The 24,958-nt window shown below is 49.0% G+C and carries 16 protein-coding genes; 10 read left to right on the top strand and 6 right to left on the bottom strand.

What is annotated here, in order from left to right:
• Nucleotides 1–347 precede the first annotated feature (347 nt).
• The 7 genes from tagH (at nt 348) to lpdA (ending at nt 11,480) form a co-directional block, all read left to right on the top strand.
• Nucleotides 348–1,613, top strand: a complete 1,266-nt coding sequence (gene tagH, locus ACO0K4_RS13070) for a type VI secretion system-associated FHA domain protein TagH (RefSeq protein ID WP_422957071.1) — start codon at nt 348–350, stop codon at nt 1,611–1,613.
• 19 nt (nt 1,614–1,632) lie between these two features.
• Entirely contained in the window at nt 1,633–2,439 is an 807-nt protein-coding gene (locus ACO0K4_RS13075; protein WP_422957072.1) for a PP2C family protein-serine/threonine phosphatase, read from the top strand.
• 37 nt (nt 2,440–2,476) lie between these two features.
• Nucleotides 2,477–4,198 carry a protein kinase domain-containing protein gene (locus ACO0K4_RS13080; RefSeq protein ID WP_422957073.1) on the top strand — a complete coding sequence of 574 codons (1,722 nt, stop codon included), beginning with the start codon at nt 2,477–2,479 and terminating at the stop codon, nt 4,196–4,198.
• A 62-nt stretch (nt 4,199–4,260) separates the two neighbouring features.
• Nucleotides 4,261–4,689, top strand: a complete 429-nt coding sequence (locus tag ACO0K4_RS13085; RefSeq protein WP_422957074.1) for a TssQ family T6SS-associated lipoprotein — start codon at nt 4,261–4,263, stop codon at nt 4,687–4,689.
• A 514-nt stretch (nt 4,690–5,203) separates the two neighbouring features.
• Nucleotides 5,204–7,900 (top strand): pyruvate dehydrogenase (acetyl-transferring), homodimeric type, encoded by a 2,697-nt coding sequence (aceE, locus tag ACO0K4_RS13090; RefSeq protein WP_422957075.1) that lies wholly within the window; start codon nt 5,204–5,206, stop codon nt 7,898–7,900.
• A 137-nt stretch (nt 7,901–8,037) separates the two neighbouring features.
• Complete coding sequence (gene aceF, locus ACO0K4_RS13095; RefSeq protein WP_422957076.1) at nt 8,038–9,354, top strand: dihydrolipoyllysine-residue acetyltransferase; 1,317 nt, start codon at nt 8,038–8,040, stop codon at nt 9,352–9,354.
• A 14-nt stretch (nt 9,355–9,368) separates the two neighbouring features.
• Nucleotides 9,369–11,480, top strand: a complete 2,112-nt coding sequence (gene lpdA, locus ACO0K4_RS13100; RefSeq protein WP_422957077.1) for a dihydrolipoyl dehydrogenase — start codon at nt 9,369–9,371, stop codon at nt 11,478–11,480.
• A 314-nt stretch (nt 11,481–11,794) separates the two neighbouring features.
• Here the strand turns inward: lpdA and ACO0K4_RS13105 are convergent, their stop codons facing one another.
• Nucleotides 11,795–12,586, bottom strand: coding sequence for a substrate-binding periplasmic protein (locus ACO0K4_RS13105; protein ID WP_422957078.1), 792 nt, complete (start codon nt 12,584–12,586; stop codon nt 11,795–11,797).
• 413 nt (nt 12,587–12,999) lie between these two features.
• Between ACO0K4_RS13105 and ACO0K4_RS13110 the strand changes: the two genes are divergently transcribed.
• The gene (locus tag ACO0K4_RS13110) at nt 13,000–14,019 is read left to right on the top strand and encodes a GGDEF domain-containing protein (RefSeq protein WP_422957079.1); all 1,020 of its coding nucleotides are present in this window, start codon (nt 13,000–13,002) and stop codon (nt 14,017–14,019) included.
• A 248-nt stretch (nt 14,020–14,267) separates the two neighbouring features.
• Nucleotides 14,268–15,131, top strand: coding sequence for a tetratricopeptide repeat protein (locus ACO0K4_RS13115; protein WP_422957080.1), 864 nt, complete (start codon nt 14,268–14,270; stop codon nt 15,129–15,131).
• Between the two features lie 63 nt (nt 15,132–15,194).
• On the opposite strand, the gene ACO0K4_RS13120 is transcribed toward ACO0K4_RS13115, so the two are convergent.
• Both ACO0K4_RS13120 and ACO0K4_RS13125 read right to left on the bottom strand, forming a co-directional pair.
• Nucleotides 15,195–16,142: an alpha/beta fold hydrolase gene (locus ACO0K4_RS13120; RefSeq protein WP_422957081.1), complete on the bottom strand. Its 948-nt coding sequence runs from the start codon at nt 16,140–16,142 to the stop codon at nt 15,195–15,197.
• Nucleotides 16,143–16,181: 39 nt separating this feature from the next.
• Nucleotides 16,182–19,562 (bottom strand): S41 family peptidase, encoded by a 3,381-nt coding sequence (locus ACO0K4_RS13125; protein ID WP_422957082.1) that lies wholly within the window; start codon nt 19,560–19,562, stop codon nt 16,182–16,184.
• Between the two features lie 346 nt (nt 19,563–19,908).
• Between ACO0K4_RS13125 and ACO0K4_RS13130 the strand changes: the two genes are divergently transcribed.
• Entirely contained in the window at nt 19,909–21,690 is a 1,782-nt protein-coding gene (locus tag ACO0K4_RS13130) for a glycoside hydrolase family 44 protein (RefSeq protein WP_422957083.1), read from the top strand.
• A gap of 60 nt (nt 21,691–21,750) precedes the next feature.
• On the opposite strand, the gene ACO0K4_RS13135 is transcribed toward ACO0K4_RS13130, so the two are convergent.
• The 3 genes from ACO0K4_RS13135 to ACO0K4_RS13145 all read right to left on the bottom strand — a co-directional run bounded on the left by ACO0K4_RS13135 (nt 21,751) and on the right by ACO0K4_RS13145 (nt 24,938).
• Nucleotides 21,751–22,371, bottom strand: a complete 621-nt coding sequence (locus ACO0K4_RS13135) for an FMN-binding negative transcriptional regulator (protein WP_422957084.1) — start codon at nt 22,369–22,371, stop codon at nt 21,751–21,753.
• A gap of 74 nt (nt 22,372–22,445) precedes the next feature.
• Nucleotides 22,446–23,636, bottom strand: coding sequence for an acetylornithine transaminase (locus tag ACO0K4_RS13140; RefSeq protein ID WP_422957085.1), 1,191 nt, complete (start codon nt 23,634–23,636; stop codon nt 22,446–22,448).
• Nucleotides 23,637–23,912: 276 nt separating this feature from the next.
• Nucleotides 23,913–24,938 (bottom strand): CDP-6-deoxy-delta-3,4-glucoseen reductase, encoded by a 1,026-nt coding sequence (locus ACO0K4_RS13145; RefSeq protein ID WP_422957086.1) that lies wholly within the window; start codon nt 24,936–24,938, stop codon nt 23,913–23,915.
• Nucleotides 24,939–24,958: the final 20 nt, after the last annotated feature.

The raw sequence follows: 24,958 nt of genomic DNA on the forward strand, positions 1-24,958 counted from the left end.
TGCGTATCTTGTTATGGTGTTTCTTCTGACGCATCAGAACTGTCGTAAAACCAACGCCTGATGCCCAATCGTTGCTTTAAGCCTGTCGCTGATTTGCTAAGAATCAGGTAAGCTGCGGTACTCTCAGGCAATATTGTAGTGGAGGGGGGCACGGATGATTGATGCCATAAGGAAACACATCTCTGTTTGCTGCAAGCCGGGTAATCGCTAATGATGTGTATATCTGTTTTGACTGAGGAAATAGAGAGATAATTTAGCCGCACCGGTAAAGAGATGATGTGCCGCCAGTTTTGATGATGGCCGTGATTTGATTTGCTGTTGCCCCTGCGTCGTTTTTGGATAAAACAATGATTAAAATTGCCGTCGTTTCTTACAATGATGAAATTTCCGACCAGCCACTGTCTGCTACATTTGGTGCGGATCCGGCTACTATAGGACGTAGCGACGATAATTTTTTTGTATTACCCGATCCCCGGCATTTCGTCTCCCGTAACCAGGCGAAAGTCTGGAGTGATGGTTCGCGACATCAACTGATGAACCTCAGTCTCGCCAATCCTATCCAGATTAACGGCAAAGAAATTGATGCTGAGTGTGCCTATGATATCCACGCAGGCGATCAGATTCATATTGGCTTGTACTTGCTAAGCGTTTGTGCGGAGGATGCCGCCGATCACGTGAGCTATGCACCGTTGCCGGTAAAGGAGCAGACTGTCAGTGCCGGTAAAATGATTCCTGGATCGGATCAAAAAATACCGTCGCGTCCTGCAACCAATCTCTCGATGCCGAAATCTATCGCCGCTGGCATTAAACCAACGGCTCAGCCGCCACAATTTTTATTGCGTCCGGAAATCAGTAGTCAGCAAAATACGGCGACTTCAGGCATTCCCGCGCCCTCCTACCAGGCGGTAGCTTCTACCATGATTGTAAAACCGTCGATGCCTGCAGTGACGGCAGTAGCTGAATTACAGGCAGCGGGGAAAATTGCCGATGCATCCAGAGCGTCTGTTGACACCAGTGGCTTGCTTCAGGCATTTTTAAAAGGTGCTGGCCTTCCTGATCTGAACCTGTCGTCTGGACTGACGCCCGAATTGATGGAAACCATGGGAAAGTTGATGGCAACCTCGGTAAAGGGCACGATGGGTTTGATTTCCCAGCGAGCCCTTGTCAAACGTGAAGTCAAGGCTGAACTCACGATGGTGGTATTGCGAAAAAATAATCCGCTCAAATTTTTCCCCGACAGCGACACCGTATTGACCCAGATGTTACGTAAAAAGATGCCAGGTTTTATGGCGCCGGACGAGGCGATGGAAGATGCCTATCTAGATTTACATGCGCATCAGCTCGGCGTTGTGGCGGGTATGAAGGCAGTGATGGATGCCTTGATACATAAACTCGAACCCGGTGGTTTTGAGCAGCGTGCCGGTGTGCCTGGATTTTTTGACGCAATCAACCCGGCTCGTCGCAAAGCTCTTATGTGGGATCATTTTTCTGACGTGTTCGACACGATTTCGCTAGAATCAAAGGACGAATTTCAGTCTCTGTTTGGTAAGGACTTTCTGCTCGCTTATGAAAATGAAGTCGAGCGTGCCAGGCAGGATTTAAAAGCAATCTGATCTAATTCAACGACCTCTGATGCGCCTCGACATTGCTCAAATTACCGGTATCGGTGACAGGCAGACTAATCAGGATGCACTTGCGAGTGCCATCGAGGACGACCTCGCTTGCTTCGTGCTGGCTGATGGCACTGGCGGTCACGAGGGAGGTGAACTGGCTGCGCATCTGGTCACTGACAGTATCATTGGAAAATTTTTGCAAGAGGCCTCGTTTAGCACAAGAGCGTTACGCTCTTACGTAGACTGGGCAATACACCAGGTAGCACAGCGCAAATTAGGCAACATTCAGCAACAGCAAATGAGTGCTACTGTTGCCACATTGCTCATTGATCAAAGCAATCGTTGTGCTTTATGGGGGCATCTTGGCGATTCACGTATCTACTTGTTCAGAAACAGTAAAATCATTGGGGTATCCAAGGATCATAGTCAGGCACAGCGGATGGTTGATGCCGGATATGCTGAATATGATCTCTTGCGCCAGCATCCTCAGCGTAGCGTATTATTTGCAGCGATTGGTGCCGAGGGCGATAGCAGTCCTGAGGTCACTCTGGAGGCGACTGCGTTGCAGGATGGTGACGCTTTTTTGCTGTGTAGTGACGGCCTTTGGGAATGGGTGTTCGAAAATGAGATGGAGCAAGTGCTGGGGTGGGCATGTAACGCAGATGCATGGCTGAATGAGATGATACTGATTGCCGAGCGACACAACAAGGCGGGTAATGTTGGCAGAGATAACTTTTCTGCGTTTGCCATCCTTGTTCAGGATGGGAGCGCGGCGAGTGCAGTGGATGTGGCTGAGCACTCTGTACACCATGAGTCAGCACAGTAAAACACAAAGTAAAACCTAGAATTCTTTCGGATACGTCTTGAATACAGAAAAAATACTCCCGGACGGAACATCTACTTCAGCATCGGTACACGCTCCTGGGGAGAGTTGCCTTGCCATTGGCACGCGGCTGAATGATTTTGAGATCACCGGTGTTTTGGGGGAGGGAGGTTTTGGTATCGTTTATCTGGCATTCGACCATTCCCTGCAGCGCACTGTCGCAATCAAAGAGTACATGCCGGGTGCACTGGCCGGACGCGGCACAGATGCCAGCGTCGCGGTGCGCGCCGAGCGACATAAAAAGACTTTCGACGCCGGTTTGAAAAGTTTTATCAACGAGGCCCGTTTGCTGGCGCAGTTCGATCATCCTTCCTTGGTACATGTGTATCGATTTTGGGAGGAAAATAAAACAGCTTACATGGTCATGCGGTATTACGATGGACAGACGCTCAAAGATATCGTCAATACCAGACCGGAAATTGTTACCGAAGACTGGCTTAAAACGATTATTAAGCAGATTCTGGAAGCGCTCGATACCTTATATCATGCCAAAATTCTGCATAGAGATATCTCGCCAGACAACATCATTGTGCAAAAAAATGGTGATGCTGTGTTGCTCGATTTTGGCTCTGCTCGCCAGATTATCGGCGATATGACACAGGGAATTACAGTGATTTTAAAACCCGGTTATGCGCCGGTAGAACAATATTCTGATGATTCCGAAATGACGCAGGGTCCCTGGACCGACATCTATGCTCTAGCCGCAGTCATTTATTTTACGATTGTCAAAAGCGCGCCGCCGATCTCGGTTGCACGTGTCGTCAAGGATACTCTGACGCCACTACACGGACGAATTTCATCAGGATTTACGGAGCAATTTCTGATATCGGTTGATCGTAGTCTGGCGATACAGCCTCAAGACCGCCCTCAGAGTGTAGAGGTATTTCGTCACTCGCTTGGTATTGGTGAACTTGATATCACCCGCAATGCGTACGCAGGGCGCTCCGGTGTTGACGTGAAGGATGAGGTAGCGAGAATAGCCCGTATTAAAAATGCGCCATATACTTCTGTAGCTCCTCCTGCAGCTACAGTGATGGCGCCAGCAGTGCAAGTGACTCCGCATGAAATGGACATCGCAACGAACATCAAAAATCGTTTTGTGCTGACATCACAAGGCTTGGCTATTGCATTTGGAGTGCTCATTCTCGCTGGTTTGGGCGGTTATTTTTCTATGCGCTCTGATTCCGCTAAATCGATACCGCCTTTGCCGGTAAAGCAGCTACAAACTTCTCCAGCAAGCATTGGTTCCGTCAATACAGCATCTCTGCCGGCGCTGGCAGTCAGTGTGCCGGAGTTGAGTCGGGAGCAAATCGCATGGTCAAAATTAGAGAGCGATACCGAACTTGCGCCAAAAACGATCGCCGCATTTTTACAGCAATATCCAGATGGACAATTTGCTGACGCCGCCAGAATCAAGCTGGCTGAATTAAACAAGGCCGCTGCGCAGTCGAAGCCGCTTGCCATCCCATCCGAAGAAAAAACGATCCGTAAAGCTAATATCAAACTTGCGATCAAGCCTTGGGGTACGGTTTTTGTCGACGGTGTACAAGCGGGAGCCAGTCCGCCTTTAAAACATTTAAATCTCTCCTTGGGAAAGCATAAAATACGCGTAACGAATCCGGGTTTCCCTGATTTTGTTACCGATGTTGATGTCAAGAAGGATGTCGCCGGTAATATCGACCATGAGTTCGTCAACAAATAAGCTTTATCTACATGAACAGTATTTTTAAATTCAGTCGGCTTTGTCTATTTTTGGTTATCGTCATGATTTCCGGGTGTGAGAATCTGCAAAAAATATCAGATCCATCACTCAAACCAGCCATTAAGCAAAAAGAAGTCAAAGCTACACCGCAACCAGTGGCGGCGGCGGAGGCTCCTGTCGTGACTCCGCCCGTCAGCAATTACGACGTCATTGCTTTAAAAGAGGGCTTAAGTTTGTATAACGACGGCGATTACAACGGCGCGATTAAGAAGTTGAGCGGCACGGAGATATGGAGCGGGCATAATAAAGCCATCCAGTTAAGCGCCTTAAAAACGATGGCTTTCTCATATTGTGTCACGTCGCGGGCTCAACTATGCCGTCAGCAATTTGAGCGTGCATTGAAACTAGATCCCAATTTTGATTTATTGCCTAGCGAAATCGGACATCCCATCTGGGGGCCAGTGTTTTTAAAGGCGAAGAAGGCAAAGTGAGATGAGTCCTTTAGTTTTGTAGAATCATATTTAAAAAACTCCTTAAAAACTCCAGTGAAGCTAATTGTGAATTAGCTTCACTGGAGTTTTTTTTGTATGCAGTGCGCTGGCTTTATTTTTTCTTGGCTCCGTGCTGATCCAATATGCTCTTAATTCCATGAGCGCATGATGCTCGATGAGTCTAATGAACTTTTCAGTATCTCTGCGTTACTTCAGTATCTCTGCGTTACTTTTCCAGAGTAATCCCGCTGATAGACTTTCGCTCACTCCCCCTGACGTATTGTGCCGTGCGCTTCTATGAGTGAAGGCGATCTTCATGTTGAGTCTGTTTGATATTGAAATGTTGCGCTGCACACAAAATATCATATTATGAAATCATGTATCGCTATTTGAAAAATAAAAAAGTCCTGTTAGAATGCTTTCGCACACAATTAATATGATGTAGATACAAGCACTAATTTGTCGATTCGCCACCGCGCTTCGCTTCGAAAGCGCATTAACAGGAGACCGTGTTATGTCACCCCAGATAGACCAAGTTCTGGCGCAAGCCGTCAATGATCCCGATGTGATGGAAACTAACGAGTGGCTGGATGCCCTCGAATCGGTGATCGAAAACGAAGGGCCGGAACGTGCCCATTATCTGATGGAGCGCATGGTAGATCTGGCGCGTCGTCGCGGTGCCCATATTCCGTTTTCCAGCAATACCGCTTATGTGAATACGATCCCTGCGGATATGGGGGAACATTGCCCGGGTAATCTCGAAATTGAAGAAAAACTGCGTTCCATGATGCGCTGGAACGCCATGGCCATGGTGGTCAAGGCTAACCGCGTTGATGGCGACCTTGGTGGTCACCTGTCCAGTTTTGCCTCGCTGGCAAACATGCTGGGCATAGGCTTCAATCATTTCTGGCATGCGCCGACTGAAGATCACGGTGGTGATCTGCTCTATATTCAGGGCCATTCTTCTCCTGGTATCTATGCACGCGCCTTCCTTGAAGGCCGCCTGACTGAAGAGCAATTGCTGCATTTCCGTCGCGAAGTTGATGGCAAGGGCCTGTCTTCTTACCCGCATCCAAAACTGATGCCAGACTTCTGGCAATTCCCTACCGTGTCCATGGGGCTGGGCCCATTGATGGCGATTTACCAGGCACGCTTCCTGAAGTATTTGCATGCTCGTGGTATTGCAGATACTGAAAAACGTAAAGTCTGGGCATTCTGTGGCGATGGTGAGATGGACGAACCAGAATCTATGGGCGCAATCGGCATGGCCGGGCGCGAACAACTGGACAATCTGGTGATTGTCGTCAACTGTAACCTGCAACGCCTGGACGGCCCGGTACGTGGCAATGGCAAGATCATTCAGGAACTGGAATCTGATTTCCGTGGCGCCGGCTGGAATGTCGTCAAAGTTATCTGGGGCAGTGGCTGGGATGAATTGCTGGCGAAAGACAAAGACGGCATTCTGCAAAAAGTGATGATGGAAACCGTTGATGGCGAATACCAGAACTATAAAGCCAAGGATGGTGCCTATGTACGCGCCAACTTCTTTGGCAAGCATCCAAAATTGCTGGAAATGGTCAGCAAAATGTCGGATGACGACATCTGGCGTCTGACCCGTGGTGGCCACGACCCACACAAGATTTATGCAGCATTCAAAGTCGCCCAGGAAAACAAGGGCCAGCCTACTGTTATTTTGGCGAAGAGTATCAAGGGCTTTGGCTTTGGCAAATCCGGTGAAGCGCGCAACACCGCGCACAATACCAAGAAGCTTGACGATGAAGCCATCAAGGCCATGCGTGACCGCTTCCAGTTGCCGATTGCTGACTCTGAATTGCCAGCAATTCCATTCTTTAAACCGGCTGACGACACGCCAGAAATGCAATACCTGCATGCGCGCCGTAAAGAACTGGGTGGCTACCTGCCACAACGCCGTCAAAAAGCCGACGAGGCTTTGGTGGTGCCAGAACTGACAGCCTTCCAGGCGATGCTGGAACCAACGGCAGAAGGCCGTGAAATTTCCACGACAGCCGCATATGTGCGTATCCTGACAGCCTTGCTGCGCGATGCCAGCCTGGGCCAGCGCGTGGTGCCTATCATGGTCGATGAATCGCGTACCTTTGGTATGGAAGGACTGTTCCGCCAGATCGGTATTTTCAGCCAGGTCGGTCAGTTGTATGAGCCTGTCGATAAAGACCAGGTCATGTACTACCGCGAAGACAAGGCCGGTCAGATTTTGCAAGAGGGTATCAATGAAGCCGGTGGTATGAGTTCATGGATCGCTGCGGCGACTTCCTACTCGACCAATAACCGCGTCATGATCCCGTTCTATACCTATTACTCGATGTTCGGTCTGCAGCGTATTGGTGACCTGGCATGGGCTGCTGGCGACATGCGCGCACGTGGTTTCCTGCTCGGCGGTACTGCCGGTCGCACGACGCTGAATGGTGAAGGCTTGCAGCATGAAGATGGTCACAGCCATGTATTGGCATCCACCATTCCTAACTGTATTCCTTACGACCCGACCTTTGCCCATGAAGTGGCAGTCATCATGCATGATGGTCTGCGTCGCATGGTGACTGATCAGGAAGATGTGTTTTACTACATCACCCTGATGAATGAAAACTATAGCCATCCAGGTTTGAAAGCCGGTCAGGAAGAGGGTATCATCAAGGGTCTGTACCAGTTGCAAAAATCAGAGCAAACCACCAAGCACCGCGTACAACTGATGGGATCAGGCACTATTCTGCGTGAAGTGATTGCAGGTGCTGAGTTGCTGCAAAACGACTGGGGTATTGCTGCCGATGTCTGGTCTGCACCATCCTTCACTCTGCTGGCCCGTGATGGCCAGGATGCTGAACGCTGGAACATGCTGCACCCGACTGCAGAACCACGCGTGCCTTACATTGCGCAATGCCTGAAAGACACGGCTGGCCCTATCGTCGTCGCAACCGACTATATGCGCACCTTTGCTGAGCAGGTACGTGCCTTCATACCGAAGAACCGTAGCTACAAGGTCTTGGGTACAGATGGTTTTGGCCGTTCTGATTCCCGCGCCAAACTGCGTGAGTTCTTTGAAGTCAACCGTTACTTCGTCGTCATCGCTGCGTTGAAAACACTGGCTGATGAAGGTGCCTTGTCTGCATCCGTGGTGGCGCAGGCAATTGCCAAATACGGTATCAATGCAGATAAACCTAATCCGGTTACTGTGTAATTTTACGTCTGACACCCACTAACATTTCCTGTCTCTTTCATTTTTAGGGAGAGACAGGATGAGCGTGAAGACAGGTGATGAAACCTGGCTTCACCCCAACCGCCCTGCGATAGCGCAGGGCGACAATGGAGAAAACTATGAGTAGCGTAGAAGTCAAAGTACCGGATATTGGTGATTTCAAGGAAGTTGAAGTCATTGAGCTGATGGTCAAAGTCGGCGACACCATCAAGGTGGATCAGTCACTGATCACCGTAGAATCAGATAAAGCCAGCATGGAGATTCCATCCAGCCATGCCGGTGTGGTCACAGAAATTAAAGTCAAGGTTGGCGACAAGGTTGCTGAAGGTTCTTTGCTGGTCGTGGTTGATGCTGCGGCAAGTGCAGCAGCGCCAGCGGCTGCTCCTGCAGCGCCAGTAGCTGCTACGCCTGCACCAGCGGCAATAGCGCCAGTCGCAGCTCCTGCCCCAGTTGCAGTGGCAGCAGCACCGGCTGCACCTGCACCTGTAGCAACAGCCAGCGCAGGCAAAGCGCACGCTTCACCATCCATACGCAAGTTTGCGCGTGAACTGGGTGTGGACCTGAGTCGCGTTGCTGGTTCCGGCCAAAAAGGCCGTATCACGCAAGAAGACGTACAAAACTTCGTCAAGGGCATCATGGCGGGCAGCACTGCCGTTGCTGCGGTTTCTGCTCCGGCAAAAAATGGCAGTGGCGTTGGCCTCGATGTATTGCCATGGCCGTCGCTGGATTTCAGCAAGTTTGGCGCGACCACGACTTCGCCTTTGTCACGCATCAAAAAACTCAGCGGCCCTAACCTGCACCGCAACTGGGTGATGATCCCGCATGTTACGCAATTTGATGAAGCGGATATCAGCGATCTTGAAGAATTCCGTAAGTCATCGAACGAAGCCCTGGTTAAATCCGGTGTCAAACTGACGATGCTGGCTTTTGTCATCAAGGCCAGCGTTGCAGCATTGAAGAAATTCCCGGCATTTAATTCTTCTCTCGATGCGACCGGTGAAAACCTGATCCTGAAGCAGTATTACAACGTCGGCTTTGCAGCAGATACGCCTAATGGCCTGGTCGTGCCTGTCGTTAAAAACGCAGACCAGAAGACCCTGTCGCAAATCGCCGTTGAAATGGGTGAGTTGTCTGCCCAGGCACGCGATGGCAAGTTGAAACCTGCTGACATGCAGGGCGCAACTTTCACGATCTCTTCACTCGGCGGCATCGGTGGCACGGCGTTCACGCCTATCATCAATGCGCCTGAAGTGGCGATCCTGGGCTTGTCCAAATCCAGTATCAAACCAGTCTGGGATGGCAAGCAATTCCAGCCACGCCTGATGCTGCCGCTGTCGCTGTCATATGACCATCGCGTCATTGATGGTGCCATGGCTGCCAAGTTCACCGCTTATCTGGCTGATGTACTGGCTGATTTGCGTAAAACCTTGCTGTGAACGGAGACCAGACTATGAGCACTATCGAAGTCAAAGTACCCGATATCGGTGATTTCAAGGAAGTTGAAGTCATCGAATTGCTGGTCAAGGTGGGTGACACCATCAAGGTTGATCAATCGCTGGTAACGGTGGAGTCCGACAAGGCCAGCATGGAAATCCCGTCCAGCCACGCCGGTGTCATCAAGGAATTGAAAGTCAAGCTCGGTGACAAGATTGCTGAAGGCAGTTTGTTGTTGGTCATAGAAGCTGAGGGGGCTGCGGCAAGTGCAGCGCCTGCGGCTCAGGCCGCCCCCGCCGTTGCGTCTGCCCCAGCACCAGTTGCTGCTCCTGTGGCACCCGTTGTAGCCGCACCTGCCGGGCCAGTCGGCATCGTCGAAGTCAAAGTCCCTGATATTGGTGATTTCAAGGAAGTTGAAGTCATCGAAGTCATAGTCAAGGTTGGCGACAGCATCAAGGTTGATCAATCGCTGATCACAGTCGAATCTGACAAAGCCAGTATGGAAATTCCATCCAGCCATGCTGGTACTGTAAAAGAAATCAAAGTCAAGGTTGGTGACAAGGTTGCCGAAGGCAGCTTGTTGTTACTGGTTGAAGCCGCAGGCCAGGCAGCATCTGCTCCTGCTGCCGCAACTGCTTCTGCTCCAGCTGCTCAGGCCGCCCCTGCCGCACCCGCACCAGTCGCTTCCGGTTACACCGGCAAGGTCGATGTTGAATGCGACATGATGGTCTTGGGTGCTGGCCCTGGCGGTTATTCTGCTGCCTTCCGTTCTGCCGATCTGGGCATGAATACGGTGCTGGTCGAACGTTATTCCACGCTTGGTGGCGTTTGCCTCAATGTTGGCTGTATCCCATCCAAAGCGCTGCTGCATGTGGCAGCAGTGATTGATGAAACTGCATCCATGGCAGCACATGGCGTGACCTTTGCCAAGCCAGAAATTGATATCGATAAACTGCGCGGCTACAAGGAAGGCGTCATCAAGAAAATGACGACTGGCCTGAATGGCATGGCAAAAGCCCGCAAGGTCAATGTGGTGCAGGGTGTGGGCCAATTCCTCAGCCCTAACCATATCGAAGTCACAGCGGCGGATGGCAGCAAGAAAACCGTACAGTTCAAACAGGCGATTATTGCCGCTGGCTCTTCTGTCGTGAACCTGCCTTTCGTACCGACTGACCTGCGCATTGTTGACAGCACCGGTGCGCTGGAACTGCGTCAGATACCAAAACGCATGCTGGTCATCGGTGGCGGCATCATCGGCCTGGAAATGGCGACCGTGTATTCCACCCTGGGTTCACGCATTGATGTCGTTGAAATGCTGGATGGCCTGATGCAGGGCGCAGACCGTGACATGGTCAAGGTCTGGCAAAAATTCAATGAAAAACGTTTTGATAACATCATGTTGAAAACCAAAACGGTTGCTGTTGAAGCCCTGCCTGAAGGTATCAAGGTCACATTCGAAGCCGCCGAAGCTGGCGCAACAGCACCAGCACCCCAAGTCTATGACCTGGTACTGGTGGCAGTAGGCCGCAGCCCCAATGGCAAGAAAATTGCTGCCGACAAGGCAGGCGTGGCAGTGACTGACCGTGGCTTCATCAATGTCGACAAGCAAATGCGCACTAACGTGCCGCATATCTTTGCGATTGGCGACTTGGTTGGCCAACCCATGCTGGCACACAAGGCTGTGCATGAAGCCCATGTGGCAGCCGAAGCAGCTTCCGGTGAAAAAGCCTACTTCGATGCCAGCGTGATTCCATCCGTTGCCTACACCGACCCTGAAGTTGCATGGGTAGGTATGACAGAAGATGAAGCTAAGGCCAAAGGCGTCAAGCTTGAAAAAGGTCATTTCCCATGGGCAGCGTCTGGCCGTGCAGTGGCAAATGGCCGTGACGAAGGCTTCACCAAGTTGCTGTTCGATGCAGAAACCAAGCGCATCGTCGGCGGCGGCATCGTCGGTACGCATGCGGGTGACATGATAGGTGAGATCGCCCTGGCGATTGAGATGGGTGCTGATGCAGTCGATATCGGCAAGACCATCCATCCACATCCTACCCTGGGTGAATCGATCGGTATGGCGGCTGAGGTGTATAAAGGTGTTTGTACCGATTTACCGCCGATGCGAAAAAAATAATCTGTCTGAGGTAATTGAGATAGATAAAAAACCTGATGCAGATATCTGCCTCAGGTTTTTTTATTGCGCTTATTCTCAATTTTAATCTCAATTTAATTCTCAGTTGAGCCCGGATTTTCATATGAACAGCGGCAAGTTCACACTAGCAATGGCAATGCTCATGCTTAAATCGCGATGGTACGATCCTATTAAACGCCTTATGCCACTTGCGCTTCCAAGAAGTGATAGTGGCCAAATCGTAAATTCCGGTTAAACCAGCATGCTATAACGTTCGGTTCGTGAGTTGCTTAGAATAGTGGAATCGTCGTAAGTCCTTATGGACTCTGGCGTGTCGGTCTAAATAGTGCTGGAAGCTCGCCCGATTTGCGTCCTCTAATAATGGCGCTATTAATCTTCTCAATCACATCCAGATTACTTTGCAGGCTAGATACGAAATGAATATCGTCAGCTAAAAAAGGCTTACTCAATACTTTGACTGTGTAATTGATTTGGCCTGGACTACGGATTTTTTTGTCTTTGATATATTGGTTTAACTCAGCTTCTAATTCTTTCGCATTGGCGGTACGCGAATTAAACAGCAGAACGTCCATGCGACCTGAAAGTAATTTACGTAGTCGTGAACTGGTTTGCGGCTGATCTTCTTCTACTTTAAAAAAATTGCCTCGTTTGCTGTCAATTTCGTCTCCGTAACGGATTCCCCTGACGATGCCGACAGATTTACCTTGTAAATCTTGTAGAGAGTTAAATTGAATATTGGAGTCGCTACGTGCTACTACCCACACAAAGTCTGTAAAGACAGCATCAGAAAAACGCATTGAGCTAAGGCGGTCTTTATTTTTGGATAGACCAAAGGCAATACCTTCTCCCGTTTTTACGCTTTCCACCAGACGTGGAAGCGGATAGCGCCGTATCTCAAACTGAAGTTCAAGTGCTTTCTCAAAGTAGTCGATAAGCTTTTGATTTTCTGGTCGGATCGGTGCCATTTCACCGTATTCATCTCTGGTCTCTGCTACTAGCAGCGGAAGCGTGGCGGCACTAGATGGACTCGCAAGCAATGTGAGCGATAGGAGCAGACAGAAGCGATAGATCCTTTTAACTACAAACATAAAGACGTGCTTCCTCAGGTTGTACCTGTGTGCCTGAATGGTAGTGAGTCAGTGTGGCAAGATAGTTCGCCATATATCAATCGATGACGGTTTGTTTCTCAATTTTGACAATAAGTTATCTTAACTTTGTGAAGTTTCAGGTAGAAAAAAATCAGTACAAATGACCGTGATTTATACTAATTTGTACCATTATACGGTTTATTCACTGTTGGTATTGACATGCGGCAATGTAAGTTATTGTTACTGCGTTGTGAAATTATCGAGTTGTTGTCTCAATGAGCGTATTGCATTGATGCATTGGCTGGTAATTTCATCCATAATCAAACTAACAGAACTCCTCCCGACCTCAGAGATGTGAATCTGGTCGGCAAATCTGCGGAGTTGCCTGACTGACCTTTTAATAGGCTGGAACGATGCAAAGAACTCGCGCGAGTGACGCTCATCATTTTGATCTGTCTGTTACGAAACGGAATCGGTCAAAAGAAGAAATTATCCTCTTGATGCTTTGTGCTCTGAGTATCCCCAGCATCTTGCCGTTTGGGATTATTCGCCTGTTTCAGGCTAACTGGATGCTGGCGACGGTTGATCTTGCGATTGTTGCCGGTATGATTGCGATCTTTGTTTTTGTCTGGAGAACCGGGCGGGTTCAGAATGCCAGCCTGATAGTCACGGTGTTCTATTCTGCCGGTATGCTGGCAGCGATTTACCTCAAAGGTGCGGCGATTGTGTATTGGGTATACCCAACGATGATCGCCGCTTTTTTTATGTTGAAAGCAAACCATGCTTTGCTGATCAACACTTTTTCTCTGTCTATCTTGTTGTTGATTTTGAGCAGGCAAATGACGCTTTTCGATTTGTCGTCAATTGCGGTGACCCTGGTATTGATTAATCTTTTTTCTTATATTTTTTCATACCGTACCAGCATTCAGCATAACGAATTAAATCAGCAAGCCGAGCGGGATTTTCTGACTGGTGTTGGTAATCGCCGTGCCTTAGATCGCGCCTTGGAGGCATTTTCGGATGCGGAGTCCTGCAATCTCGAGTCTTGCCTTCTATTACTGGATCTGGATCATTTTAAGAAAATTAATGATCAGTTCGGGCATGCAGCGGGTGATCAGGTACTGACAAAATTATGTGATGTGATACGCACCAGATTACGTGTTACTGATGGGATTTTTCGCTATGGGGGTGAGGAGTTTGTTGTCATTGCAGTCGGGACGGATCTGTCGACCGCCAGTGCTCTCGCGGAAGAACTGAGAATAAAAATAGCATCAGCCTCACTGCATGCAGATTTGCCTGTAACAGTATCAATCGGGGTCGCAAAAATTACACCCTCAGAGACGGCGTCATCCTGGTTTCAGCGTGCTGATGCGATGCTATACGAAGCAAAGCAGTCAGGACGAAATACGGTCAGAGTGGCAAGCGACTCGTAGCCTGTCCAAGGTACATTTATGTTCTGAAGCGAAGAGAATTCCTCACAAATTGACTACAATTCGTTACGTTTCCTCATAGTTATGAAACATCCTTTTGTTATTGTCTAAGCTGATGTGACCTAACGTCGTTTAGTAGAGGTGTCCTCTTTTAATTCGGCGGATTAAGTACACACGGAGCTTGCCGTATCACTTGAAGGTTAAGGTGAAAAGGCACTATTACTTGCCCTGTATCAGCGGAGGAGACGGTAATGACACGTATCAAAAAAGGACTGTTATTCCTTATCGGTTTCGCGACCTTCACTACGGCTTTAGGTGATGGTCTGATAGGTCGATTGCACTTAAGTGACAGTAATCGAATCTCGGTGTCATCTGATCTGGGGGCGCTGACAAAGTTAGCTAATCAAGGCGATGTTCTGGCGCAAACCAGATTGGGTGTCATGTACTTTCACGGTGAAAATGTAGAGCAAGATTACCAGCAAGCCTTGCAATGGTTTCAAAAGGCTGCTGACAAAGGCCATGCAGGGGCTCAGACTAACCTGGGTTTGATGTATAGCAATGCTCTAGGCTTGCCTCAGGACTCCCAAAAAGCTGCGTACTGGTATCAAAAAGCGGCGGCACAGGGATATTCCGTCGCATATCTAAATTTGGGTGTTTTATATTCTATGGGCGAGGGTGTCCGGCAGGATTTGAAACAGGCACTGATCTCCTACAAAAAAGCGGCATATCAGGGCAATCCGCATGCCCAATACCGTTTGGGCACGATGTATGCAAACGGCAATGGCGTGCCTCATGACGATAAGAAGGCGGTATTTTGGTATATAAAAGCTGCCGGACAAGGCTTGTCCAGCGCGCAGTTTAATCTGGGACTCAAGTATCTCAATGGCGAGGGGGTATCTCAGGATGTGATGGAGGGATACAAGCTGATGATGATGGCGAGTTTTGATGCCGGTAAAAAATCTATGGATAGTCGTGATCTGGTGAGTGATGGGGCTACTCAGGATTTGATTGACGACACCCAGCGTATTTCAGAAACTTGGACATTAAACTCTGAAATACAAACTGATGATCAATCAAATATCAGTTTGATTGCAGAAGAAATGCCCGATATCTGAGTGCCAGGATATGGGATCCGATGACGGTTCTGCGTACACCTGATTTATTCTGGCGTTTTATTTTTAATGCAAAAAATCCTGCACTACTTTAATCGTTGCTGCAGGATCTTCTTCTTGTGGAACATGTCCCAGCTGGTCAAAAATTTGTAACTGACTACCTGATATGTCCTGATGAAATTCGCGTGCATATTTAACCGGTATTAGTTTGTCTTTTGCACCCCAGATGATCAATGTGGGCAAGTGCAAGGATTTAATTTTATCAGACCCGGCCCCGGCATCTAACTGTGAAAAACGCCTGACCAGTGCATGCCGGTTGCCTGCACGTAGCGTGGTTGCTATATATCGATCAACCAGTTCTGCTGTCACTTTATCTGGATTGCCGTAGACATTCCGCACGCTCTTTTCCATCATATCTCGCGGCAAGGTTAATTCCACCAACTTATTCAACACCGGAGTGCGGGCAATCCTGAATCCTAGTGGGATGGATTCTGGAATAAATGCATAACCGGCAGCATCAACCAGGACTAATTTTTCCACCCGGTCTGGCCTGCTGGCAGCAACTTGCCACGCGATTTCGCCACCGAGCGAATTTCCACCGAGGATACAGCGTTGTACTCCCAATTGATCCATCAGCTCGATGATGAAGCGTACATACACCTGATTACTGTAATCGTCCTGCACATTGGGACCGGTTAAACCAAAGCCAGGCAAATCCATACTGATAACCCGATGCTGCGTCTTCAGTACATCTGCCCAGCCTTCCCAGGTATGAAGACTGGATGAGGTTCCATGAATTAAAATAATTGGCAGTGGATCGGAGGCGAGGCCCTGATCCCGTATGTGTACATTCAATCCATGGAGATTGATAAAAGTCGATGGTGCCGGAGCCCATTTTTGCGTTAAATTTGCAAGAGGCTGATCAGGTGCCCATGTTGTGGCAACAAGCACGATCATAAAGAAAATAAGCGCAAGAAACAGAATGCCAATGAATTGTACGCTTCGTTTTAACATTGCTGCCTCCTGAGTTTATATACGTGTACCAAGAATCGGTTATTTCAGGCTTGGTATTGCTTGTGGTTTCAAGGCCTTAACCGGTTGCTCTTTCAATTGACTATTCAGCATTTTCAACGCGACTTCCAATTGCTGGTCTTGCCCTGCAAAAGTCGCATGTGGAAGATTATCTACCTCAACATCGGGAATCACACCTACCCCCTCGATCAGCCAGTGACCATCCATCGCAAATTGAGCGTTTTCGGCAACTCTGACCATGCCATTATCAGCGAGACGATTATTGTCTGATAGCCAGACACCCGCGCCGGCTGTGCGTTTTCCGACTAATGGGGCAAGTTTTAATGCTTTAATCCCTGCAGCAAAAGTTTCACCATCAGAATAGGTCAGTTCATCAATCAAGACAACCAGGTGGCCACGGAATGTTTGTTGCATGTTGGTGGCGGGTTGATTATTCGGAGATGACCAGAAGGCCCAGGCTTTGCGCAATAATTTCTCAATAATCCAGCTGTCGATATTGCCGCCATTATTGCGACGGACATCAATGATCAGGCCATCTCGATCAATATTGCTATAAAAATCGCGGGCAAAGCTGGCGATATCACGTGATCCCATTGCACGTAGATGTAAATAACCTATTTTGCCTTGAGATACCGTATTCACCCGGTCACTGCGCGCTTGTTCCCAATCGCTATAACGGAGATTGTTTTGCTTGTCGATGCTGATGGGCGTGACGATGACTGCTTTAGCCGCGGCTTGTCCTCGCTGTATATGCAGTAAAACCTGTTTCTCCGCCTGATTTAAAAGCAGATCAGAGATATCCCTTGCGTCGGTCGTCTTCTTGCCATTGATCCCGGTAATCACATCGCCTTCTTGGATGTCCAGATCCGGTTGAGATAAAGGAGAGCGTCCGGCAGGTAATTCAGGTTCGCTATGATAGATATGCTCGATGCGATAGCCGTCTCCCGTTCGGATCAGCACTGCTCCCAAACTTGCTGCCTGACCGTCTGGAGCCGCTTTACGAATATCGCCGGGCGCGACTTGTGAATGCAGGGCACTGACTTCGCTAACCATCATACCAAGTATGTCGTTGAGCTCTGTTCTGTCGGTGACACGATCAACCAGAGGTGCGTACTTATTGCGGGTTTTGAGCCAGTCGACCCCCCGCATTTTGTCGTCATATAAAAAATCCCGGTGCATACGCCAGGCATCCACAAACATTTGCTGCCACTCTTCACGCGGGTTGCTGTTAAACGACCAGTCATCGATTTTGACTTTCGCTTTACTGACGTCCGGGGGCTGTTTGGCACCCGCTTCGACAATCAGAAAGTCACCGGGAGCATTCATCGCAAAGCTGCGATAGTACACATGCTTTTTATCCGCTGACAGATCAAACTGACGCACGCCATTTGCAAAGACTTCCGGCTCAGGTGAGTTCTTGGTAATCGCCAGAGTTTTTAAAGTGGCTTTGCCTTCATTACCGTCCTGCTCCGTGAAATACAAACGCTTATCATCTACCGCCAGTCCGCGATAATTGCCAGATGCCAATGGTACTTGATACAGACGGCCGGCTAGTCCCGTATAGTGAATAGCAGGCAGAACTTTTGCAGCAGCATCGGTTTTCTTATCATCTTTAGGTTCACCGGTGGTTTTGCCCGATGTTTTATCAGCGCTTTTGTCCTCAGTTTTTTCCTTCGATTTATCCGTGTCTTTTTCGTTCGCCTTACTTTCCACCTTACTTTCTACCTTACTTTCTACCTTACTTAGCTCGTCATCCGCCTTGAATGGAAAACGATTCGTTGACTGCAGAGCCAATGCGTAGATGCCGCTGCGCTTGTCAAAAAACGGACCCATATTACGATCCCCCCAAGGCGACGGCTCTGTTGCCTGAAATGTTCTGGCAGATAAAAAATACAGCCATTTTCCGTCCGGGGAGAACGCAGGGGAGCGAGATTCGTAGCGATCACTTGTTACGAATTGCCATTGCCTGGTAGCGACATCGTATAGACCAAGCTGTTCACGCTGCAATCTGGAATTTGGTCGGGTGACTGCGATAGTTTTACTGTCGGGCGACCAGACGATTTCTTCATGCCGGTCTACACCTATTTTCCCCGCATCATCAATGACGACATTCGATTTATTCGCCAGATCGAGGAGCCAGAGTCTGCCGCGTTTATCAGTATGCGCCAGCCATTTGCCGTCAGGGGAGGGGGCTATTTGCCAGCGATGCACATCGCCGTTATGAGTGAGCGCCTCAGCTTTGCCACTGCCGTTCGCTGGGAAGCGCCAAATCTCGTTTTCACCTGTGGCATCTACGATCGCATAAACCCATTTATCATCATGCGAAAATACCGCGGATTGTCCCCGTGCACCTGTTGGAAGCGCAATATCAATGCGCCTTTGAACGCCGGTGCCTGCAATCGTTAAATGTCCACGAGCGGTGAATAGAAGGCGTTCTTCTTTGCCCGCCAATTCAACTTCGGTCAGTTGTTCAAGCGGATTTTTTATTTGTCGATTGCGTTGCTGATCAAAATCAGAGAGCAGATCAATATTGATACCTTGGTCTTTATTGCTGTCGATCTCGAGTACATGTAAATCGGCGCCAAGCTGATAGACAATTTTACCGTCACCTAAGGCTGCATTCCTGACATCCCAGTCCACATGTTTACTCAGCGCCTGGGCATTTTTACCATCGGCGGTGGCAGTCCATATGTTATATGCACCCTGACGATCGCTCACGAAATATAGCTGGCCTTTCCACCACATAGGACGTTTATTATTGCTTTTCTCATCTGGAAAAAGATTGATCGCCTCTGATTTCCTCTGCAGATCATATTTCCATAACTGTGCGTAGGCGCCGCCACGATATTGTTTGGCGTTGTCGCCGGTCATATGCAAACCATAACGTGTGAAATACAGGGTTTGACCACTGTCATCGAGCACTGCTTCGTTAGCGTCGGCAACAGGAAATACTTGTCGTTGCAGAGTGAGCGGGTTGATCGCGGCAACTACCCGGTGTGCCGACGGACCAATTGAATTTTGCATCGTTGTCAGGACCTCACCTTGTTTCGTCCAGCCTAATACGGTGACCACGCCATTTTCAAAACTGATGCGCTTAGGCACACCACCTGACAGTGGCATGACATATGCCTCCATTGCACCCTCATATGACGCAGAAAAGGCTAGCCATTTGCCGTCATGCGAGATTGCCGAGTTCAGTTCTGTCGCCGGGTGTGTGGTAAGTCTTTGCGCTTGACCTCCGGTTGCTGCGACTTTCCACAAATCACCTTCCGCGGTGAACACGAGAGAGTCCCCTCTGATCGCAGGAAAACGTGGATAAGCAGGCACTGCATTGGCGAACAAGGATGTGGCGGCCAGTGCGCAAAGAAGAGGGGCTTTTAAACGCTGTGGTGAAATTTTCATGGGCGATAGTCGACAGTCTAGGCAAGGGTAACGGTCTGGTGGATGATTTTGTGTTCGCGGTCTTGTCTGCTGCTCTTGTTGTATGACCTTGTGTATTGAGATACTTATTTTCCTTGGTAAATCAGAAAATTATTTTGTCATATTTTCTTTTTATTTCCACCATTTTGATATTTTTCACTGCAAATTGAAGCTGAAAGGTAAAAAATAGTTGATATGCGGCAACTTTACATAAGAATTCCGGCGCATAATCATATTAATAAATTTCCATGTGGAAATAAATTTAGTCGATATGAGCGTGTTTACACGGCTAAATCATACGGATAAGACTGATTGATGCGAGGATGCCATGAGACCCAACGATATGATGAAAGTTCTGATGCCTTTGGGCTTATTGTTGGGTGGAATGAGTGTCTATGCGCAAAGTACCAGTTTTACGATTAACACGAACCTTGAGCGTAAAGCGATCAGCCCCCTGATTTATGGTTACAACGCCTACGCGGACGGTACCAACCGTACGGGCTGGGAGAATCAGGGCGGGCAAGCCTCCCTACAAAGTTTGAATCTCGCATCCAGGCGGCTAGGTGGTAATTCCATGACCAGCTATAACTGGGAAAATGGTGTGAGTAATTCCGGTGAGGATTGGTGTAATTCATCCAATGCGGCGGTCAGTGCAGTCGCTGGCGCAGGTAATCCATCAACGACGGCAGGGCTGGCCTATTACGCTCCCGGAGCTGCTCTGGTCAGCTTTCATGATCAATCGCTGGCGTTAAATGCCTATTCTCTATTGCAGCTTCCCGCAGCTGGCAAGCTCCCAAAAGACATTGTCAATCTGTATCCGCCTGGTTCATGCCAGGGATATGATTTGTGGCAGAGCACAGCGGGACCATCGAATATCGACACTGCCCGCTGGCTGACTATTGTCAATGACAAGCCAGCGTCTTTGGGAAGCTTATCTACTACTCCGGCCTTATCAGATGATTTTGTTTATCTGGATGAAGAATTGAATTTCCTGATTCAGAAATACGGTAACTCACAAACAGCAAGCGGTATAAAAGGCTATGAACTGGATAACGAGCCGGATCTCTGGCATCACTGGGCAGATGCCAACAATGGCAGCGGCACCCACCCGAATTTATATCCTGCCTTCACTACGGTTGCGGATGTCGTACAAAAAAATATCGTACTGGCCTCGACCATCAAGAGAATGGATAGTTCTGCGCAGACCTATGGGCCTGCGATCAGCGGCTATCTTGGTCTCTTTAGTCTGTGGGCTGTCTGGGACGGCACGCAATCACATCAACCTGCAGACTGGTCTATCTATAACGTCGAGCCATTTGTCAGCAACTTGACCGGTGACCGTTATCGTTACAACGGGATGACGATGGCCAATGCTTACCTGTCAGCGATGAAAAACGCGTCGCTGCAAGCGAATCAACGCTTGCTGGATGTATTTTCATTTCATTATTATCCGCAAGCTTCATACACCTTAACCGATCGGGTGCAGGCTGCGCGTAGCCTTTGGGATGCCAGCTACGTCGAGCCAAGCTGGATTACGCAAACCGGTAATGGATTTACAGATGGACGCGGCTTACAAATTGTGACCAAGCTCAAACAGGCCATCAATGATTTTTATCCCGATACCAAGTTGGCGATTACGGAATACAACTTCGGTGGCAAAGATGACGTCACCGGTGCAATTGCACAAGCCGATGCTTTGGGCATATTTGGCAAACAAGGCGTCTACCTGGCGACGTATTTTGGGGATGCTGAGGGATTCATTGCGTCCGGATTCAAGATCTTCCGTAACTACGATGGCAGAATGTCCAGCTTTCCAGAGATATCGGTACAGGCTCTTGCCAGCAATAATGCAAACGGCGCAGTCTATGCCGCAGTCAGCGCGGCCGACCCCTCTACTTTGCATATCATTGCAATTAACCGGCTCGCTACCGCTATGACAGGCAACTTTCAGATTACCAATCCGGTGAATTTTAAAACGGCGCAAGTTTGGGGCGTGAGTGGAACTACTACAGCAGTTACCGCACAAACAGGCTTGAGCAATATCAAATCCAATAAATTCAGCTACCGGATGCCTGCCAGCTCAGTTTTACACTTTGTTTTGAAACCGTAAAATTCATGTAATCTCAAAAAAAACAGGGTGCGTGATGGCGCGGTGGTGTCATGAATAAGATTACTCCCAGTAACCCAAGCGTCGCATCCACGCCGCGATATCGCGCTGATTCTCATCACCAACCGTATATAGGGTCTGCTTAGCATCCGGAATGTCGTCTGTTAAGCGATGTTGACCAAGCTTAAATTTCCCTTCCAGCTGATCAATTTTGATGCGAAAGGCGACTATGCCTTTTAACAAACCATCTCTTGCCGCATCTGGCATTTGATCAAAGTTTAACTGGAAGTCAGGTTCGTGATGAGTGATGAGCTTTGTCAGTATCACTAGTTTTTCGCTCGCTTCATGCATCACGGTCGCTTTGCCGCTTGCATGAACGCTGATGTAATCCCAGGTTGGCACCCGGTTACCTGGCTGGTATAAACCAGGTGAAACATAGGTATGCGGTCCGTGGAATATCGTCAGGGTGGTGTTACCTTTTTCCATGGCTTGCCACTGTGGGTTGCTGCGTGCCATATGACCATCGATGATGATGTGTCCTTCATGTACCTCTGCAAGTACCGGAACGTGGCTGGCAAATGGAGTGCCGTCGATGTCACAGATCAGGCTGACAAAGTTGTAGCGACGCATGACCTCCAATAGCAGTGCGGGATCATCTTGTTTAAAGTGAGAAGGAAGGTACATGTCACGTCTTTCTTATCGCAAAAGAGAGGAGGTACTGCGTCATGTCTTTACATCACGCAGTACGGGAGATGAGTTTATTTTTTTAGTTGTGTCAGCACCTGGCCGAGCATCACGATCATCTGGTCGATTTCTTCGGTGCTGACATTCAATGCAGGCATGAAGCGCAACAGATCCGGGCGAGGTGAGTTCAGTAACAAACCAACAGGCTCCATATCGCGGGCGATTTCGACGATTTTTGCACCGATGTCGCTACCGAGTTTAAGCGCGCGTAACAAACCTTCGCCGCGCTCACCTTGCAGGCCGAACTGCTCAGATAGTTTCAGCAGTTGCTGGCTCAGATAGTCGCCTTTTTGATTTACAGATGTCAAGAATCCCGGTGCCAGTAATTCTTTGATTACTGCTATACCAACTGCAGTAATCAGGGGATTGCCGTTGTAGGTGCCGCCTTGATCTCCGGGCACGAAGCATGCGATTTCTTCACGGCAGAGCAATGCTGCGAGAGGTACGCCGCCGCCGATGCCTTTGCCTAGCGTCATGATGTCAGGTTCAATGCCGGATAACTGATAGCCAAACAATTCTCCGGTACGTCCCATGCCGGATTGCACTTCATCGACGATCAGCAGCACATTGTGTTGTTTGGTCAATGCGCGCAGTGCCTGCATGAATTCACGACTTGCAGGGAGTACGCCGCCTTCACCTTGAACCGGTTCCAGCATGACTGCGACCGTTTTATCGGAGATTAATTTTTCGACCGAGGCGATGTCGTTCAGATCGGCTTTTGGAAAGCCAGTAACTTGCGGTGCAAAAATTGTGTCCCAGCCGGGTTTGCCAGAAGCGGACATCGTCGCCAGAGTACGGCCGTGAAAACCGTGATCAAAAGTGATAATCTCGAACGCACCATTTTTGTTTTTTTGCCCCCACTTACGTGCCAGTTTGATGGCACCCTCGTTTGCTTCTGCGCCGCTATTGGCAAAAAATACGCGGTCAAAACAGGAGTTGTCGGTCAGCAGTGTCGCCAGCTCAATCGCAGGTGCATTGTAAAAGGCAGGAGAAGGGTTAATCAGTTTTGTTGACTGAGCAAGCAAGGCATCTGTTATGCATTGCGGTGAGTGACCGAGACAATTCACTGCCCAGCCTTGTAAATAATCGAGATAGCGCTTGCCCTTGTGGTCAGTCAGCCACATGCCTTTGCCTTCGGTAAAAACCAGCTCTGGCCTTGGTGTGATGTACATGAGGGCATTAACATTGTACTGACTGAATTCCATTTCAAAACTCCTGATTAGGGTGAAGGACGATGACTAGAGCGAATCGATAAAGTGAGCAGATATAAAAAAAGCCACAGGTGAGGCCTGTGGCTTAGATATGCTGTGCGGTTATTTGACGCGCACGTTCACTAACACATCTGCCCAGGCTCGCAGAGCGAGATACGACGTCGCGCGATATTTGGTGAAGACATGTCAGTAAAATTTTTCATAAAACGGATAGTAGGACGTTTTTTGCAATGCGTCAAAATGTTTTTTTAGTTTTTGTAGCGACAAGATTTACGCTGCCAGATCTGCTTCTGAGGTGAATGAGTCCGCATAAAACTCGTCTTCCGGTAACTGACACTGTTTGACAAAGTCCCGTTTAGCAGAATCCACGACAACCGGAGCGCCGCATGCGTACACCTGATAGCCAGACAAGTCTGCATGATCGGCAATCACGGCTTGATGCACAAAGCCGATCCTGCCAGTCCATTGATCTTCCACTAAGGCATCGGATACCACAGGTATATAAGTAAAATTAGGCAGAGTTGTTACCCATTCCTCGCACAAGGCATGCATATACAAGTCTTGCGGACGGCGTCCGCCCCAGTACAAAGCGACCTGACGTGTCGATTTGGTATAGATCAGATGCTCAACCAGCGCTTTAATCGGGGCAAAGCCAGTGCCAGATGCCAATAAGATCATTGGTTTTTCAGAGTCTTCACGCAGGAAAAACGTTCCCTGAGGCCCTTCAAAGCGTAGGATGTCGCGCTCTTTCAGAGTACCGAATACCTGATCTGTGAATAGGCCGCCTGGCATGTGACGCACATGCAGGGTAATTTGTTCGTCCAGGTGCGGCGCGTTCGCCATGCTATAGCTACGACGCTTGCCGTCACGGAGCATGAATTCGATATATTGTCCTGCGCGGTATTGCAGTCTCTCGTTGGCGGGTAATTGCAAGGCAATCAGCATCACATCGTCAGAAAGCTTTTCTAATTTTGCGACGCGACTAGGCATTTTTTTCAGAGGGTAATCGCCGCTTGCTGCGATCTCACGAGCTTCAATCGTAATATCCGCATCAGGTCTGGCACAACAAAACAAGGCGCCCCCTTGTGCTTGTTCTTCGTCCGATAAGGCTCTTTGCTGGTGATTACCATGGGTTACACTTCCGGCAATCACTTTGCCTTTGCAGGAGCCGCAGGCGCCGTTTTTGCAGCCGTACGGCAAACCTATGCCTGAACGCAAGGCGGCTGCTAAGACGGTTTCGCCTTCATCGCAGCTAAACTGGTGGCCACTTGGAGTAACAGTTACTTGAAAAGTCATACAATCCCGAATAAATAATG

Origin of the sequence: Undibacterium sp. RuTC16W (genome assembly GCF_049339445.1) — a bacterium.
GTDB lineage: Bacteria > Pseudomonadota > Gammaproteobacteria > Burkholderiales > Burkholderiaceae_D > Undibacterium.